This window comes from Kocuria sp. BT304 (assembly GCF_003290245.1).
Lineage (GTDB): Bacteria > Actinomycetota > Actinomycetes > Actinomycetales > Micrococcaceae > Kocuria > Kocuria rhizophila_A.
This window is the reverse complement of the sequence record NZ_CP030039.1, coordinates 1,630,325-1,647,105: the sequence shown is the minus strand read 5'-3', so window position 1 is coordinate 1,647,105 and position 16,781 is coordinate 1,630,325. Positions and strand designations below refer to the sequence as shown.

Here is a 16,781-nt window from a genome sequence, read left to right as displayed (position 1 = left end):
GTCACCTCATGAGCGAACCGCAGTACGTGATGGCCATCGACCAGGGCACCACCAGCACCCGGGCCATCGTCTTCGACCACTCGGGCCACATCAAGGGCGTGGGCCAGTACGAGCACGAGCAGATCTTCCCGCGCGCGGGCTGGGTCGAGCACGATCCCCAGGAGATCTGGCGCAACACCCGCCGCTGCGTGGCGGACGCGCTCGCGGAGACCGAGCTGACCCGTGAGGACCTCGCCGCGGTGGGCATCACCAACCAGCGTGAGACCACCGTGGTGTGGGACAGGAACACGGGTGAGCCCGTGTACAACGCCATCGTGTGGCAGGACACCCGCACCCAGGACATCGTGGACGAGCTGGCACGGGACGGCGGCGAGGAGCGTTTCCGCGAGCTCACCGGTCTGCCCCTGGCCAGCTACTTCGCGGGCCCCAAGGTCAAGTGGATCCTGGACAACGTGGAGGGCGCACGGGAGAAGGCCGAGGCCGGGGACCTCATCTTCGGCACCACCGACAGCTGGCTCGTGTGGAACCTCACGGGCGGCACCCACGACGGCGTGCACGTCACGGACGTGACCAACGCGTCCCGCACGCTGCTCATGAACATCGACACGCTGGACTGGAACGAGGACCTCTGCGACACGCTGGGCATCCCCATGTCCATGCTCCCCGAGATCCGCTGCAGCTCCGAGGTCTACGGCAAGGGCCGCGCCCGCGGCTTCCTCAAGCAGGTCCCGATCGCGGGCATCCTGGGCGACCAGCAGGCCGCGATGTTCGGCCAGACGTGCTTCGAGCCCGGCACGGGCAAGAACACCTACGGCACGGGCAGCTTCCTGCTGATGAACGTGGGGGAGACCCCGGTGCGCTCGGACCACGGGCTCATCACCACGGTGTGCTACCAGATCGAGGGCGAGAAGCCGGTCTACGCCCTCGAGGGCTCGATCGCGGTCACGGGCTCGCTCGTGCAGTGGGTGCGGGACAACCTCGGGATCATCCAGGACGCCAAGGAGATCGAGCCGCTCGCGCGCGCCGTCGAGGACAACGGCGGGGCGTACTTCGTGCCCGCGTTCTCGGGCCTGTTCGCACCGCACTGGCGCCCGGACGCCCGTGGCGCCCTGGTGGGTCTGACCCGCTACGTGCGCAAGGAGCACATCGCCCGCGCCGTGCTGGAGGCCACCGCCTACCAGTCCCGCGAGGTGGTCGAGGCCATGAACAACGACTCGCAGCAGGACCTCGTGGAGCTGCGCGTGGACGGCGGCATGACGGCCAACGAGCTGCTCATGCAGTTCCAGGCGGACCAGCTGGGCGTGCCCGTGATCCGCCCCGAGATCACGGAGACCACCGCGCTGGGTGCCGCGTACGCGGCCGGTCTCGCGGTGGGCTTCTGGACGGACCTGGACGAGATCACCCGGAACTGGGCCGAGGACAAGCGCTGGGATCCCGAGGGGGACCGCGAGCAGCAGGAGAAGCTGTTCCGCAACTGGGGCAAGGCCGTGACCAAGTCCCTGGACTGGGTGAACGAGGACGTCGACTGAGTCCGCTATAGTGGAACGCTGGCTGGCACGTCCCCGGTGGACCTGCGGCGCCCCTGACACCCTCACGGGCCCGGAGAGCACACGGTGGACGCTAGGCACGTCGGATTGCGGCTGATCCGCACCTCTCCCGCGGGAACCGATTCCCCCGCGCAGGAGGCCAGTACCACCCAGAACGGAACGCGGGCCCTGCCCGTACGCCGTCGAACCGCATGAAAGGCATGCTTTGTCCCAGAACAACAGCTCCCGTGCGCGCCGCCAGGTGCGCAAGTCCCGCGCCCTCGGCATCGCGCTGACGCCGAAGGCCGAGAAGTACTTCGAGCGCCGCCCGTACGCCCCCGGCGAGCACGGCCGTGCCCGCCGCAAGCAGGACTCCGACTACAAGGTGCGCCTGACCGAGAAGCAGCGGCTGCGCGCGCAGTACAACATCCGCGAGAAGCAGATGCACCGCGCCTACGTGGAGGCCAAGCGCGTTGAGGGCCAGACCGGTGAGAACCTCATCGCCCTGCTCGAGACCCGCCTGGACGCCCTCGTGCTGCGCGCGGGCTTCGTCCGCACGATGGCCGCGGCCCGCCAGGCCGTGGTGCACCGCCACATCATGGTGGACGGCCAGCGCGTGGACCGTCCCTCGTACCGCGTGCGCCCGGGTCAGATGATCCACGTGCACCCGCGCTCCGAGAAGATGGTGCCGTTCCAGATCGCCGCGACCGGTGCGAACCAGGACGTCCTGCCGGACACCCCGCCGTACCTCGACGTGACGATCGACCGGCTGCAGGCCACGCTCTCGCGCAAGCCGGAGCGCTCCGAGGTCCCCGTGACCTGCGAGGAGCAGCTCGTGGTCGAGTACTACGCACGCATGGCCTGACCCTGCGTGTGCCGCCGCCCGTTCGTCGGGCGGCAACCGGACAGCCCGCGGTTCCCACCGCGGGCTGTCCGCGTCTGCGGCCCCGTACGAGGTGGCCCCGCGGACGCGTACGGTGCGGCGCGTGCCGCGGGCACCGGTCTCCGGTGCCACCGGGTGTCTCGGACGCGTGCGAGTTGTTGGGTAGAGTTGCGCTTCGGTCGGCATTCACGCCGATCCGATGACGATGCATGGACGGAGTTGTGGTCACCCATGGACGGTGGGGAAATCGCCGGTCTGCTCGCGGCCTTCGTGTTCGCGGTGCTCGTGGGCCTGCTGGCGCTGCCGATCGTGAAGCTGGGTCGCGTGTTCGACGAGCTGCGCCTGACCATCCGCTCGATCAACGACGGCACCACGCCCCTGATCGACGAGGTCACCCGCACGGTCAGCACCACCAACACCCAGCTGGAGAAGGTGGACGGGATCACCTCCAACGTCTCGGACGCCTCCGCGAACGTCTCCGCGCTGTCCTCGCTGGTGGCCTCCACGGTGGGGCAGCCGCTGATCAAGGTGGCGTCCTTCTCGCACGGGCTGCGCCGGGCGTTCTCACCCCAGCCGGGTGCCACCGGTGCCCAGACCCGCCCCCAGGAGGGAACCTCCGGGACCGGGCATGCGCCCGACGCCGCGGCGGACACCGGCTCCGGCCCGGCGGCGGGCCCCGCCGAGGCCGCCCACCCCACGGAATCCAGGAGCTGATCATGGGCATGTGGTCCAAACTCGCGCTGCTCGCCGCCGGAGCCCTCGTGGGCGGGGCGGCCACGCGCGTCGCCTCCGATCCCGCGGCCCGGCAGTCCCTGGCGCGTGCGGTCCAGGGCAGCCCCGAGCAGACCGCGGTGGCGCGCACCGGCACCGGTGACGTGGCGCACCGGCCGCGCCCGGGCGCCGTCGACACCCTGCGCTCCGCCGCCCGCCGCTTCGGCGAGTTCGCGGCCCGCGTGCGCGCGGGCATGGACGAGCGCGAGGCGCAGCTGCAGCAGCAGTTCGGCGTGCGCTCGCCCGTGGACCACACCGCCAACCACCCCGCCGACGCCGCCGTGCCCCCGGCGGGCGTCCCCTGGCACCCCGTTGCCTCGCACGACCCCTCGACCGGCCCGGAGGACCCCCGGGGCCGGGTCATCGACCACGTCCCTTCGGAAGGAAACGAGCGGTAATGCTCTCTCACGAGATCACCCAGCGCTGGCTGAGCTACTTCGAGGCCAGGGACCACCACGTGGTGCCCTCGGCGTCCCTGGTGTCGCAGCAGCCCGGTGCCATGTTCACCATCGCCGGCATGGTGCCGTTCATCCCGTACTTCCTGGGCCAGGAGACGCCCCCGTACCAGCGGGCCACCTCCGTGCAGAAGTGCATCCGCACCCTGGACATCGACGAGGTGGGCAAGACCGCCCGCCACGGCACGTTCTTCCAGATGGCCGGAAACTTCTCCTTCGGCGACTACTTCAAGTCCCAGGCCATTCCCATGGCGTGGGAGCTGCTGACCACCGCGCCCGAGCAGGGCGGCTTCGGCCTGGACCCCGAGCGGCTGTGGGTCACCGTGTACGAGGGGGACCAGGAGTCCTACGACCTGTGGCACGACACCGTGGGCCTGCCGGCACAGCGGATCCAGCGCATGGGCCGGGACGAGAACTACTGGGACACCGGCCAGCCGGGCCCGGCCGGTCCGGACTCCGAGATCTTCTACGACCGCGGCCCGCGCTACGGCAAGGACGGCGGCCCGGCGGTGGACGACGACCGCTACATCGAGATCTGGAACCTCGTGTTCATGCAGTACCAGCGCGGCGAGGGCAACGGCAAGGACTACGAGATCCTCGGCGACCTGCCGCGCAAGAACATCGACACCGGCCTCGGCGTGGAGCGCCTGGCCATGCTGCTGCAGGGCGTGGAGAACTTCTACGAGACGGACCAGGTCCGCCCCGTGCTCGACGCCGCGGCAAAGCTCTCCGGCCGTACGTACCACGGCGCCGAGAAGGCCGGTGAGCAGGGCTACGACGACGACGTCCGGATGCGCGTGGTCGCGGACCACGTGCGCTCCTCGCTGATGCTCATCGCGGACGGCGTGACCCCCGGCAACGAGGGCCGCGGCTACATCCTGCGCCGGCTGCTGCGCCGCGCGGTGCGCGCCATGCGTCTGCTGGGCGTGACCGAGCCCTGCCTGCCCGTGCTGCTGCCCGAGTCCAGGGACGCCATGAAGGGCGTCTACCCGGTCGTGGCGGAGGACTTCGAGCGGATCTCGCGGATCGCCTACGCGGAGGAGCGGGCGTTCCTCAAGACCATCGAGTCCGGCACCACCCGCCTGGAGCACGCCGTGGAGGTGGCCAAGGGTGAGCAGCGGGCCCTGAGCGGCGCGGACGCGTTCGCCCTGCACGACACCTTCGGCTTCCCCATCGACCTCACGCTGGAGATGGCGGAGGAGGCCGGTGTGTCCGTGGACGAGACCGCCTTCCGTGCCCTGATGGCCGAGCAGCGCCAGCGTGCCCAGGAGGACGCCCGCGCCAAGAAGGGCGCCCTGGCGGACCTCTCCGAGCTGCGCCGGATGCTGGACGACCACGGCAGCGAGTTCACCGGCTACACCGAGCTGGTGACCCCCACCACCGTGCGCGCGATCCTCTCCGGCGGCGTCTCCGTGCCCGCCGCGAGCGAGGGTGAGCACGTGGAGGTCGTGCTGGAACGCACCCCGTTCTACGCGGAGGCCGGCGGGCAGGCCGCGGACGTGGGCACCATCGACTCCTCGGACGGGGCGCAGCTCACCGTGGAGGACGTCCAGCAGCCGGTCAAGGGTCTGTCCGTGCACAAGGTCACGGTCTCCGCGGGCCAGGTGCTCGTGGGGGACGAGGTCACCGCCCGGGTGGATTCGCGCCGCCGCCACGACGGCGAGGCCGCCCACTCCGGCACCCACGTGATCCACGCGGCCCTGCACGACGTCCTGGGCCCCGACGCCGTCCAGCGCGGCTCCTTCAACAAGGAGGGCTACCTGCGCTTCGACTTCTCCCACGGCGAGGCCCTGAACGCGGGTCAGATCCAGGAGATCGAGCAGATCGCGAACACCGCGATCCGCGACGACTTCGAGGTGGTCACCCGCGAGATGCCGCTGGCCGAGGCCAAGAAGCTGGGCGCCATGTCCCTGTTCGGTGAGAAGTACGGGGACGAGGTGCGCGTGGTCGAGATGAACGGCCCGTGGTCCCGTGAGCTGTGCGGCGGCACCCACGTGGGCTCCACGTCCCAGCTCGGTTCGCTCTCGCTCGTCTCGGAGCAGTCCGTGGGCTCGGGCAACCGGCGCGTCGAGGCGCTCGTGGGCCTGAACTCGTTCAACCACCTGGCGGCGGAGCGCACCCTGGTCAACCAGCTCACCGGGATGCTCAAGGTGCAGTCCAGCGCCGAGCTGCCCGAGCGGCTCGCGGCCACCCTGGACAAGCTCAAGGAGACCGAGCGTCAGCTCGCGGGCCTGCGCCAGCAGCAGCTACAGGCCCAGGCCGGCCAGCTCGCGCGCGACGCCGAGCGCGTCGGTCCCGTCACCGCCGTGCTGCACGACGCCGGGGAGATCGCCTCCGCGGACGCGCTGCGCTCCCTCGCGCTGGACCTGCGCACGCGGCTGGGCTCCGAGCCCGCCGTGGCCGCGGTCACCGGTGTGGCCAACGACCGCCCGCTCGTGGTCGTCGCAGTCAACGACGCCGCCCGGGACGCCGGTCTCGCGGCCGGGCAGCTCGTGCGCACCGCGGCCACCACGCTCGGCGGCGGTGGCGGCGGCAAGCCGGACGTCGCCCAGGGCGGCGGTTCCGACGCCGCGAAGATCCCCGACGCCCTGGCCGCGATCCGTCGGCAGATCCAGAGCACGGCGGGCTGATGCCCGAGGCCTTCGTGCGCGGGGTGCGCATGGGCGTGGACGTGGGAACGGTCAGGGTGGGAATCGCCCTGACCGACCCGGACTGCGTCCTGGCCACCCCGCACCAGACGCTCACGCGGGACCCCAACCCCCGCAAAGCCTTCGATGTGAAGATCATCACCAAGCTCTGCGAGCAGCGCGACGTCCGCACGGTCTACGTGGGGCTTCCCCGCAGCCTCAACGGGCACGAGAATGATTCCACGCGGATGGCCAGGGATTACGCTGCCGGGTTGCTTCGTCGGCTAGGCTCACGGGGGTGCACTACCGAGGTGCGCCTGGTGGACGAGCGCCTGTCCACGGTGACCGCCCACCGGTCTCTGCTGGACTCGGGCGTCTCCCGGCGGGAGCACATGGACAGGGTCGACCAGGCCGCGGCCGTGACGTTCCTGCAGACCGCGGTGGACCAGGGGCTGCGCACCGGTGAGGAGCCGGGCGAGGCCGTCACGGCGGACGCCTGAACCCGACGCGCCACCCCCACCCGGGCGGCGCGGCCGGACACGGCCCACATGACCACCAGAACGGCGGACGGAGAGTATTCGTGAGCGAAGAGCCGCGACGCAACGGCACCGGTGACGGGGCACCCCAGCACCGGGCACCCGGTGGAGGGCAGGGCTCCGAGCACGCCACGGACGAAGGTCCCCACTCGCGCCTCATGGTCACGTTCGAGCACCACGACGTGACCCCCGAGCAGCGCAAGCGCCGCCGCACCCGCTCCCGGGCCTCCATGGCCACCGCCATTGCGCTGTTCGTGGCCGCCCTGCTGGTGGTCGTGGCCGTGCTGGGCTCGGCCCTCGGCCTGTTCGAGCGCAAGGACTACCACGGCTCGGGGGACCAGGACGTGAACTTCTCCGTCTCGGACGGCAGCACCACGGGCCAGATCGCCCAGGACCTGCAGTCCCAGGAGATCGTGGCGAACTCCTCCTACTTCGTCTCCCAGTTCCAGAAGCGCTACCCCCAGGACTTCATCCAGCCCGGGGACTACCAGCTCAAGACGCACATGAGCTCCGAGGACGTCATCAATCGGCTCATGGACAAGGGCGAGGCCTCGCACTACGCCGCCATCGCCAAGACCCAGCGTCTTGACGACACCCTCACCACCCTGAGCCAGGCCACGGGCATCCAGAAGTCCGAGTTCGAGACGCTCGCCTCGGACAAGAAGAAGTTCGGCGTTCCGGAGAAGTTCCCGGACCTGGAGGGCTGGCTGCACCCGGGGGAGTACCGCTTCCCCCTGGACGCCACCGCGGAGCAGGTGCTCCAGGAGATGGTGGACCGCACCAAGGAGACACTGAAGAAGAACGACGTCCCCGAGGACAAGTGGTTCGAGGTGCTGACCATCGGCTCGATCGTGGAGTTCGAGGGCACCCCCAAGAACTACCCCTCCGTGGCCGGGGCGATCGAGAACCGCATGAACCACCCGGACGGCGAGACCAGCGGCTTCATCCAGTCCGACGCCTCCGTGACGTACGGGCTGGGCAAGAAGACCGTGCACCTCACCGACGAGGAGAAGAAGGACAAGTCCAACCCGTACAACACGTACGCGAACCCGGGCCTGCCCGTGGGTCCCATCGGCTCCCCGAGCGACGACGCCATCGCCGCCGCCGCGCACCCCGAGAAGAACGACTACTACTACTGGGTCACGGTCAACCTGGACACGGGTGAGACCAAGTTCGCCAAGACGTACGAGGAGCACCAGAAGTACGTGGCCGAGTACCAGAAGTGGTGCTCCGACCACGAGGGAAAGTGCTCCTGAGGTGACCTCCCCGACCACCCCCGTGCTGCGCGCCGCCGTGCTGGGCCATCCCGTGGGGCACTCGCTGTCCCCGGCGCTGCACGACGCCGCGTACGGCGCGCTCGGGATCCCCGCGCAGTACACCCGCCGGGACGTCCCGTTGCAGGCCTGGGACCAGTTCTGGGCCGCGGCCCGTTCCGACGGCGGCTGGTCGGGCTTCTCGGTGACCATGCCGCTCAAGCCGCGTGCGGCCCGTGCGGCGGATAGCACCACGCCCCTCGTCCGGGCACTGGGGGTCGCCAACACCCTCGTGTTCGACGAGAACGGGTCGGTCACCGCGGACAACACGGACGTCATGGGCATCATGGCCGCCGTGACCGCGGCGGGGGACGTGCCCGAGGCCCCGAGCGCCGTCGTGCTGGGCGGGGGAGCCACCGCGAGCGCGGCCGTCGCGGCCCTGCACGGTCTCGGTGCCGGGTGCGTGGCCGTGGCGGTACGCACTCCCGCGCGGGCCGCGTCCCTGGAGTCCGTGGCACGGGCCGTGGGAACCGCGGTGGACGTGCGCCCCTGGACGCAGGCGCCCGAGCTGCTGGACCGCGCCGACGTGGTGGTGTCCACGCTTCCCCCGCGCGCGGCGGACGAGCTCGCGGGCGAGTGGGCCGCGCGGCGTCGTCGGACCGGTGGCGTGCTGCTGGACGTGGCCTACGACCCCTGGCCCTCGGCGCTGGCCCGGGCGTGGCAGGAGGCCGGCGGCGCGGTGGCACCGGGTCTCGATATGCTGATCTTCCAGGCCGTGGACCAGGTGCGCTGGTTCACGCGGGGCACACCCCGTGAGCCGCTTCCGGAGGAGGCCGCCGTGACCGCGGCCATGTGCCGCGCCGTCGGGCGCCCGGAGCGCGCGGTGCCGGACCGGGTCCGACGGGCCCAGCAGGGCCGCCTGGCGGTGTGAGCCCGGTGCGCTCGTCACGGCTCCCGCGTGCGGTGCCGGTCGGACGCAGGAGCCGGCGAGGCGCGAGGCGCGAGGCGCGGGAGGGCCCGGCGCAGGAATTGACCACAGGGGATCCGCGCGATCCCCGCTGAGGACTGGAGTGCAGGATGTTGCGTTGGCTCACGGCCGGAGAGTCCCACGGCGAGGCGCTCGTGGGGATCGTCGAGGGCGTGCCCGCCGGTGTGGAACTGACCACCGGGATGGTCCAGGACGCCCTGGCGCGCCGGAGGCTGGGCTACGGGCGCGGTGCCCGGATGAAGTTCGAGCAGGACCGCGTGCGGATCCTCGGCGGTGTGCGCCACGGTCTCACGCAGGGCGGGCCGGTGGCCATCGAGATCGCCAACACCGAGTGGCCCAAGTGGCAGGACGTCATGAGCTCGGACCCCGTGGACCCGCAGGTTCTCGAGGGCAGGGCCCGCAACGCACCGCTGACCCGGCCGCGTCCGGGCCACGCGGACCTCACGGGCATGCAGAAGTACGGTTTCGACGAGGCCCGTCCGGTGCTCGAGCGCGCGTCCGCGCGTGAGACGGCCACGCGGGTTGCCCTCGGCGTGGTCGCCTCCCAGATCCTCGCGGCGCTGGGCGTGCGCCTGGTCTCGCACACCACCGCAGTGGCCGAGGTGGCCGTGCCCGAGGGCGCTCCGCTGCCCGGACCGCAGGACGTCCCCGCCCTCGACGCCGACCCGCTGCGCTGCTTCGACGCGGAGACGTCCGCGGCCATGGTGGCCGCGGTGGACGCCGCGCACAAGGCGGGGGAGACCCTGGGCGGCGTCGTGGAGGTGCTGGCCGAGGGGATGCCCCCGGGGCTCGGCTCGTACGTCCACTGGGACCGGCGGCTGGATTCCCGGCTGGCCGGGGCGCTGATGGGCATCCAGGCGATCAAGGGCGTGGAGGTCGGGGACGGCTTCCGCACTGCGCAGCGTCCGGGGTCCCTGGCCCACGACGAGACCCTGCGCGCCGACGGCTCCGTGCACCGCGTGTCCAACCGGGCCGGCGGCATCGAGGGCGGGATGTCCACGGGTGACCTGCTGCGGGTGCGCGCGGCCATGAAGCCCATTGCCACGGTGCCCCGCTCGCTGCACACCGTGGACGTGGCCACCGGCGAGCCCGCCCGTGCGCACCACCAGCGCTCGGACGTGTGCGCGGTGCCGGCCGCGGGCGTCGTGGCCGAGGCCATGGTGGCGCTCGTGCTCGCGGAGGCCGCGCTGGAGAAGTTCGGCGGGGACTCCGTCGCGGAGCTCGTGCGCAACCGGGACTCCTACCTCGCGGCCATCCCCGAGGCGCTGCGCACTTCGCCCGAGCTCGCGGACCCGGCCGCGCTGGTGGCCCTGGACGAGGTGCGCGGGGACCTCTCGTGAGCGGTGCGGCGCTGCCGGTGGTGCTGATCGGGCCCATGGCCGCCGGCAAGTCCCGCGTGGCCCAGTACATGTCCACCCACCACGGCCTGCGGCACGTAGACACCGACCGCGTGATCGAGTCCCGCCACGGGCCCATCCCCGCTCTCTTCCGTGCGCGCGGTGAGGCGGAGTTCCGCCGCATCGAGGCCGAGGTGGTGGCCGAGCTGCTGGACGACCCCCGCAACGAGCGCTGCGTGATCTCCCTGGGCGGGGGAGCACCGATGTCCCCCCTCGTGCAGCCGCTGATCGAGGGGCGCACGGTGGCCTACCTGGAGGTGGACCTGGACACGGTGCGCCCCCGCATCCGGGGCAACACCACCCGGCCCATGCTGCAGCCGGACCCCGAGGCGCGGTGGACCCGGATCATGGCCGAGCGCCGCGGGACGTTCGAGCGTCTCGCCACCATCACCCTGGACGGACGCGCCCCGCGCACCGTCGCGCAGATCGCCCACCAGCTGCACGCCGCGCTGGACGCGCCCGGGCAGCCCGCAACCGAAGAGGACCGCACCGCATGAACGAGACCGTGATCCCCGTGCGCGGGGACACCCCCGAGAACCAGTACGACGTCCTGGTGGGAAACGGCCTGCTCGGCCGCGTCCCCGAGCTGCTGGGGGAGCGCGTCAAGAAGGTGCTGATCATCCACCCTCGTGCCCTGCGCGCGACGGGCGACGTGGTCCAGGAGAATCTGCGCGCCGCCGGGATCCAGAGCTTCGTGGCGGAGATCCCGGACGCGGAGGAGGGCAAGCGCGTGGAGGTGGCGGCCTTCTGCTGGCAGATCATGGGCCAGTCCGACTTCACGCGCACGGACGCCGTGGTCTCCGTGGGCGGCGGCGCGGTCTCGGACCTCGCGGGCTTCGTGGCCGCCACGTGGCTGCGCGGTGTGCGGGTGCTCCACCTGCCCACCACGCTGCTGGGCATGGTGGACGCCGCGGTGGGCGGCAAGACCGGGATCAACACGGCCGAGGGCAAGAACCTGGTGGGCGCTTTCCACCCGCCGGCCGCGGTGGTGTGCGACCTCGACTCCCTGGCCACCCTGCCCGAGAACGAGCTGCTCACGGGCATGGCCGAGGTGGTCAAGTGCGGGTTCATCGCGGACCCGCAGATCCTCACCCTGATCCAGGAGCATCCCGCCGAGGTCCGGGACAGTTCCTCGGCCGTGGTGCGCGAGCTCGTGGAGCGCAGCGTGCGCGTCAAGGCGGAGGTCGTCTCCTCGGACCTGCGCGAGTCCGGGCGGCGTGAGTACCTGAACTACGGCCACACCCTGGGCCACGCGATCGAGCACAACGAGCGCTACCAGTGGCGCCACGGTGCCGCAGTCTCGGTGGGCATGGCCTTCGCGGCAGAGCTGGGGCGCGCGGCCGGAACCCTCTCCGACGACGTCGTGGCCCTGCACCGCGAGATCCTCACCTCCCTGGGGCTGCCGGTCTCGTACCGCGCCGACCAGTGGCCCAGGCTGCTGGAGGTCATGAAGCGGGACAAGAAGACCCGCGGCAACCTGCTGCGCTTCGTGGTCCTGGACCGGATCGCCGCGCCGCGCATCATGGAGGTCCCGGACCCCGCGATCCTGTTCGCGTGCTACCAGGAGATCGCGGACTGACGCGCGGCGCCCTGCGGGGCCCGCGCCCCCGCACCGGGGGATCCGGCCGCACGCGGTAGACTGGCCCGGCTCCACGAGCCGGACCCAGTGCGGCGACGTACCCGACGAGAAAGTGACACCGTGGCAACCAGCAACGACATCAAGAACGGCACCATCCTCAAGCTCGACGGCAACCTCTGGCAGACCATCGAGTTCCAGCACGTCAAGCCCGGCAAGGGTGGCGCGTTCGTGCGCACCAAGCTGCGCAACGTGACCAGCGGCAAGGTGGTGGACAAGACGTTCAATGCCGGTGCCAAGATCGAGACGGCCACGGTGGACCGCAGCGAGTACCAGTACCTGTACCAGGACGGCGACGACTACGTCTTCATGGACAACTCCACGTACGACCAGATCACCGTGCCCGGTGTGGTGGTCGGCGACGCCGCCAACTTCATGCTCGAGAACCAGAACGTGACCGTGGCCATCCACGAGGGCGCGCCGCTGTACATCGAGATGCCGCCGTCGGTGGTGCTGGAGATCACCTACACCGAGCCCGGTCTTCAGGGTGACCGCTCCACGGGCGGCACCAAGCCGGCCACCGTGGAGACCGGCTACCAGATCCAGGTCCCCCTGTTCCTCGAGCAGGGCACCAAGGTCAAGGTGGACACCCGCACCGGTGACTACCTGGGACGCGTCAACGAGTGAGCGGGGCACGCAGCAAGGCGCGGGTGCGCGCCGTCGAGATCCTCTTCGAGGCCGAGCAGCGCAACGAGTCCGTGCGTGACGCCCTGGTGCGCCGCCGCGAGAACTCGTCCTCGCCCATCAACCCGTACACCGTGGAGATCCTCGAGGGCGTGGACGAGCGCCGCGAGGACATCGACGAGTTCCTGGAGACCTACTCGCAGGGCTGGGCCCTCGGGCGGATGCCCGCGGTGGACCGCAACGCGCTGCGCGTGGGCGCGTGGGAGCTGCTGTACAACAGCGAGATCCCGGACGGCGTGGCCGTGGCCGAGGCGGTGGCCGTGACCCGGCAACTGTCCACCGACGACTCACCGCGCTTCGTCAACGGTCTGCTGGGGCGGCTGCAGAAGGTCAAGCCGTCCCTGCTGGACGACTGAGGCCCCGACCCCGGTTCGTGCGCGCCACGGACCGGGGTTCTTCGTGTGTGGTAGCTTCAGGAAACGATCGCACCCTTTAAATTCCGTCCCGTGAGGCGGGGAAGGAGGCGGCACGTGAGCGTGCCCGAACACGCCGAGCGGACCCAGGAGGGCTCCACCTCCCGCGTGATCCTCTCGACGTCCGACATCGACCGGGCCCTGTCCCGGATCGCCCACGAGATCCTGGAGTCCAACCGCGGCTCCGAGAACCTCGTGCTGCTGGGCATCGCCCGCCGCGGCTACCCGCTCGCACAGCGCCTGGCCGCCCGCCTCGAGCAGATCGACGCCGGCTTCCACGCCGCCACGGCCACGGGCCAGCTGGACATCACCATGTACCGGGACGACCTCCGCAGGAACCCCGCCCGCACCCCGCAGCCCACGCTCATCCCCGAGTCCGGGATCGACGGGCGCACCGTGGTGCTCGTGGACGACGTCCTGTGCTCCGGGCGCACCATCCGCGCGGCCCTGGACGCCCTCGTGGACGTGGGCCGCCCGGACGTGGTGCGCCTCGCGGTGCTCGTGGACCGGGGCCACCGGGAGCTGCCCATCCGCGCGGACCACGTGGGCAAGAACCTGCCCACGTCCTCCCGCGAGAAGGTGCGGGTGCTGCTGCGCGAGACCGATCCCCAACCGCGGGCCACCGGCCACGAGGACTGCGTGGTCATCGACGCGCCCGTGACCTCCGACGCCGACGTCGCCCGCTCACCCGGCCGTGCGGCGTCGTCCGCCGCTCGTGGACGGGACGGTGAGCGCCCGTGAAGCACCTGCTGAGCACCACCGACCTCTCGTACGCGGACGCCGTGCGGATCCTGGACACCGCCGACCAGATGGCCGCCGTGTCCTCGCGCGAGGTCAAGAAGCTGCCCGCGCTGCGCGGGCGCACCGTGGTGAACCTGTTCTTCGAGGACTCCACCCGCACCCGGATCTCGTTCGAGACCGCCGCGAAGCGGCTCAGCGCGGACGTGATCAACTTCTCCGCCAAGGGCTCCTCGGTGTCCAAGGGCGAGTCCCTGAAGGACACCGCCCAGACGCTGATGGCCATGAGCGCGGACGCCGTGGTGATCCGCCACGGCTCCTCGGGCGCCCCGCAGCAGCTCGCGGACTCCGGGTGGATCGACGCCGCCGTGGTCAACGCCGGGGACGGCAAGCACGCCCACCCCACCCAGGCCCTGCTGGACGCCATGACTCTGCGCCGGGTGCGCTCGCGCGCCACGAGCGTCGCGAGCACCGGGATGGACCTGGAGGACATGCACGTGGTGATCGTGGGGGACGTGCTGCACTCCCGCGTGGCCCGCTCCAACGTGTGGTTGCTGAGCACCCTGGGCGCCCGTGTGACCCTGGTGGCCCCTCCCACGCTGCTGCCCGTGGCCCTGACCGGCTGGCCGTGCGAGGTCAGCTACGACCTCGACGCCGTGCTGGCCGGGGCCCCGGACGCCGTAATGATGCTGCGCCTGCAGCGCGAGCGTATGAACGCCGCGTTCTTCCCGAGCGAGGCGGAGTACACGCGCGGCTGGGGGCTGACCGCCCAGCGCGTGCGGCGCCTGGAGGAGGCGGGCGCGCCCACGGTGTTCATGCACCCCGGGCCCATGAACCGCGGTCTGGAGATCTCCTCCGAGGCCGCGGACTCCCCGCGCTCCACCGTGCTGGAGCAGGTGGCCAACGGCGTGTCCGTGCGCATGGCCGTCCTCTTCCTGCTGCTCTCCGGTGACGAGAGCTCCCCGAACCCGAGCGAGAACTGAGGTCCTCATGAGCACCTACCTGATCAGCAACGCCCGCCCCGAGGGCGGGGGCCCCTCGGACCTGCTCGTGGTGGACGGGACCGTCACCGCCGTGGGCGCCCCCGGCTCCCTGGACGTCCCCGAGGACGCCGAGGTCATCGACGCCACGGGGCTGATCGCCCTGCCCGGACTCGTGGACATGCACACCCACCTGCGGGAGCCCGGCCGCGAGGACGCCGAGACCGTGGAGACCGGCACCCGCGCCGCGGCCCGGGGCGGCTACACCGCCGTGTTCGCGATGGCCAACTCGAACCCCGTGGCGGACACCGCCGGCGTGGTCGAGCAGGTGTGGCAGCTGGGCCGGGACGCCGGCTGGGCGGACGTGCACCCGGTGGGCGCGGTGACCGTGGGACTGGAGGGCGAGCGGCTGGCCGAGATCCGGGCCATGGCGGAGTCCCGCGCCGCGGTGCGGATGTTCTCCGACGACGGCAAGTGCGTGCACGACCCCGTGCTGATGCGCCGGGCCCTGGAGTACGTCAAGGCCTTCGACGGCATCATCGCCCAGCACGCCCAGGAGCCCCGGCTGACCGAGGGCGCGCAGATGAACGAGGGCGCGGTCTCCGCGGACCTCGGCCTCGCCGGCTGGCCCGCCGTGGCCGAGGAGGCGATCATCGCCCGGGACGTGCTGCTGGCCCAGCACGTGGACTCCCGACTGCACATCTGCCACCTCTCCACGGCCGGCTCCGTGGAAATCGTGCGGTGGGCCAAGGAGCGCGGGGTGACGGTCACGGCCGAGGCCACCCCCCACCACCTGCTGCTCACGGACGAGCTGGTGCGCACCTTCGACCCCGTGTACAAGGTCAACCCGCCGCTGCGCACGGACGAGGACGTCCAGGCCCTGCGCCGGGCCGTGGCAGAAGGCACGATCGACGTGATCGGCACGGACCACGCCCCGCACACCGCCGAGGACAAGGAGTGCGAGTGGTCCTGCGCGGCCCACGGGATGACCGGGCTGGAGACCGCCCTGGCCGTGGTCCAGCACACCCTGGTGGACACCGGGCTGATCGGGTGGCAGCGCGTCGCCCAGATCATGTCCCGCCGCCCGGCGGAGATCCTGGGGCTGACGGACCAGGGCCGGGAGCTGGCACCCGGCGCCCCTGCCAACATCGTGCTGTGGGACCCCACCGGGGCCACGCCCGTGGACCCCTCGCGACACGCGTCCAAGGCCCGCAACAGCCCGTACCGGGGGATGACCCTGCCGGGCGCAGTGCGCGCCACGTTCTACCGCGGCCACCCGGTGGTCCGCGACGGGGAGCTGGCCACACCCCTGGCCCGCTGATCCCCGCAGCCCTCCCGAAAGGTCGTGTCCCCCATGTCGGACAAGCTCGTGCCCACCCTGCTCACCGCCGCGCTCGTGGTGGTGCTCTTCGCCCTGCTCTGGTGGGGCTGGCGGGGCCGCGTGCGACGCCAGGCGGGGGTCTCCGAGCTGACCCCCGCACCACAGGACATCATGAGCCGCGCGAGCACCCGCGTGGACGGGATGTACGTGGTCACCACCTACACCGACCAGCCGCTCGAGCGCATCGCGCGCCACGGGCTGGGGGTGCGCACCAACGCCGAGGCCGTGGTGGCCCCGGACGGGGTGTTCATCAACCGCCAGGGCGCCCCGGACGTGTTCATCCCGCGCCGTGACCTTCGCGCCGTGTCCACCGCCTCCGGGATGGTGGGCAAGTTCGTGGAGCGCGACGGGCTCGTGGTGCTCACCTGGGACCTCGGGGACACCCGCGTGGACACCGGCTTCCGCGCCCGCTCGGGCGAGGGATCCCACGAACTGGAGGACGCGGCGTCGGCCCTGCTGACCGCGTGAGACCCCCGTGCCGGGCCCGCCGCCCCGCACGCTTAACGACACCTG

General features: G+C 71.6%; 17 protein-coding genes. All 17 read left to right on the top strand.

What is annotated here, in order from left to right; genetic code table 11:
- Window positions 1-8 precede the first annotated feature (8 nt).
- Window positions 9-1,529: a glycerol kinase GlpK gene (gene glpK, locus DNL27_RS07315; protein ID WP_112235147.1), complete on the top strand. Its 1,521-nt coding sequence runs from the start codon at window positions 9-11 to the stop codon at window positions 1,527-1,529.
- A gap of 223 nt (window positions 1,530-1,752) precedes the next feature.
- Complete coding sequence (gene rpsD / locus DNL27_RS07310) at window positions 1,753-2,391, top strand: 30S ribosomal protein S4 (protein WP_012398417.1); 639 nt, start codon at window positions 1,753-1,755, stop codon at window positions 2,389-2,391.
- Between the two features lie 249 nt (window positions 2,392-2,640).
- Window positions 2,641-3,123, top strand: a complete 483-nt coding sequence (locus DNL27_RS07305) for a DUF948 domain-containing protein (RefSeq protein WP_012398416.1) — start codon at window positions 2,641-2,643, stop codon at window positions 3,121-3,123.
- 2 nt (window positions 3,124-3,125) lie between these two features.
- Window positions 3,126-3,578: a hypothetical protein gene (locus tag DNL27_RS07300; RefSeq protein WP_012398415.1), complete on the top strand. Its 453-nt coding sequence runs from the start codon at window positions 3,126-3,128 to the stop codon at window positions 3,576-3,578.
- Window positions 3,578-6,265, top strand: coding sequence for an alanine--tRNA ligase (alaS, locus tag DNL27_RS07295; RefSeq protein ID WP_112235146.1), 2,688 nt, complete (start codon window positions 3,578-3,580; stop codon window positions 6,263-6,265). Before DNL27_RS07300 ends, alaS begins: the two co-directional genes overlap by 1 nt.
- On the top strand, window positions 6,265-6,762 hold the full coding sequence (gene ruvX / locus DNL27_RS07290) for a Holliday junction resolvase RuvX (RefSeq protein ID WP_012398413.1): 498 nt from the start codon (window positions 6,265-6,267) through the stop codon (window positions 6,760-6,762). The genes alaS and ruvX overlap by 1 nt, the downstream gene beginning before the upstream one ends.
- A gap of 80 nt (window positions 6,763-6,842) precedes the next feature.
- Window positions 6,843-8,054 carry an endolytic transglycosylase MltG gene (gene mltG, locus DNL27_RS07285; RefSeq protein WP_112235145.1) on the top strand — a complete coding sequence of 404 codons (1,212 nt, stop codon included), beginning with the start codon at window positions 6,843-6,845 and terminating at the stop codon, window positions 8,052-8,054.
- A 1-nt stretch (window position 8,055) separates the two neighbouring features.
- Entirely contained in the window at window positions 8,056-8,982 is a 927-nt protein-coding gene (locus DNL27_RS07280) for a shikimate dehydrogenase (protein ID WP_112235144.1), read from the top strand.
- 146 nt (window positions 8,983-9,128) lie between these two features.
- The gene (gene aroC, locus DNL27_RS07275; protein ID WP_112235143.1) at window positions 9,129-10,379 is read left to right on the top strand and encodes a chorismate synthase; all 1,251 of its coding nucleotides are present in this window, start codon (window positions 9,129-9,131) and stop codon (window positions 10,377-10,379) included.
- Window positions 10,376-10,933 carry a shikimate kinase gene (locus DNL27_RS07270; RefSeq protein WP_112235142.1) on the top strand — a complete coding sequence of 186 codons (558 nt, stop codon included), beginning with the start codon at window positions 10,376-10,378 and terminating at the stop codon, window positions 10,931-10,933. The genes aroC and DNL27_RS07270 overlap by 4 nt, the downstream gene beginning before the upstream one ends.
- A complete protein-coding gene (gene aroB / locus DNL27_RS07265) occupies window positions 10,930-12,015 on the top strand; it encodes a 3-dehydroquinate synthase (protein WP_112235141.1) in 1,086 nt (361 codons plus the stop codon). Before DNL27_RS07270 ends, aroB begins: the two co-directional genes overlap by 4 nt.
- Before the next feature lie 120 nt (window positions 12,016-12,135).
- Entirely contained in the window at window positions 12,136-12,699 is a 564-nt protein-coding gene (efp, locus tag DNL27_RS07260; RefSeq protein ID WP_012398407.1) for an elongation factor P, read from the top strand.
- Entirely contained in the window at window positions 12,696-13,112 is a 417-nt protein-coding gene (nusB, locus tag DNL27_RS07255; RefSeq protein WP_012398406.1) for a transcription antitermination factor NusB, read from the top strand. Before efp ends, nusB begins: the two co-directional genes overlap by 4 nt.
- A gap of 114 nt (window positions 13,113-13,226) precedes the next feature.
- The gene (pyrR, locus tag DNL27_RS07250) at window positions 13,227-13,910 is read left to right on the top strand and encodes a bifunctional pyr operon transcriptional regulator/uracil phosphoribosyltransferase PyrR (protein WP_112235140.1); all 684 of its coding nucleotides are present in this window, start codon (window positions 13,227-13,229) and stop codon (window positions 13,908-13,910) included.
- Entirely contained in the window at window positions 13,907-14,890 is a 984-nt protein-coding gene (locus DNL27_RS07245) for an aspartate carbamoyltransferase catalytic subunit (protein WP_112235139.1), read from the top strand. Before pyrR ends, DNL27_RS07245 begins: the two co-directional genes overlap by 4 nt.
- Before the next feature lie 7 nt (window positions 14,891-14,897).
- Window positions 14,898-16,208 carry a dihydroorotase gene (locus DNL27_RS07240; RefSeq protein WP_112235138.1) on the top strand — a complete coding sequence of 437 codons (1,311 nt, stop codon included), beginning with the start codon at window positions 14,898-14,900 and terminating at the stop codon, window positions 16,206-16,208.
- 33 nt (window positions 16,209-16,241) lie between these two features.
- Entirely contained in the window at window positions 16,242-16,736 is a 495-nt protein-coding gene (locus tag DNL27_RS07235; protein ID WP_041297368.1) for a hypothetical protein, read from the top strand.
- Window positions 16,737-16,781 lie beyond the last annotated feature (45 nt).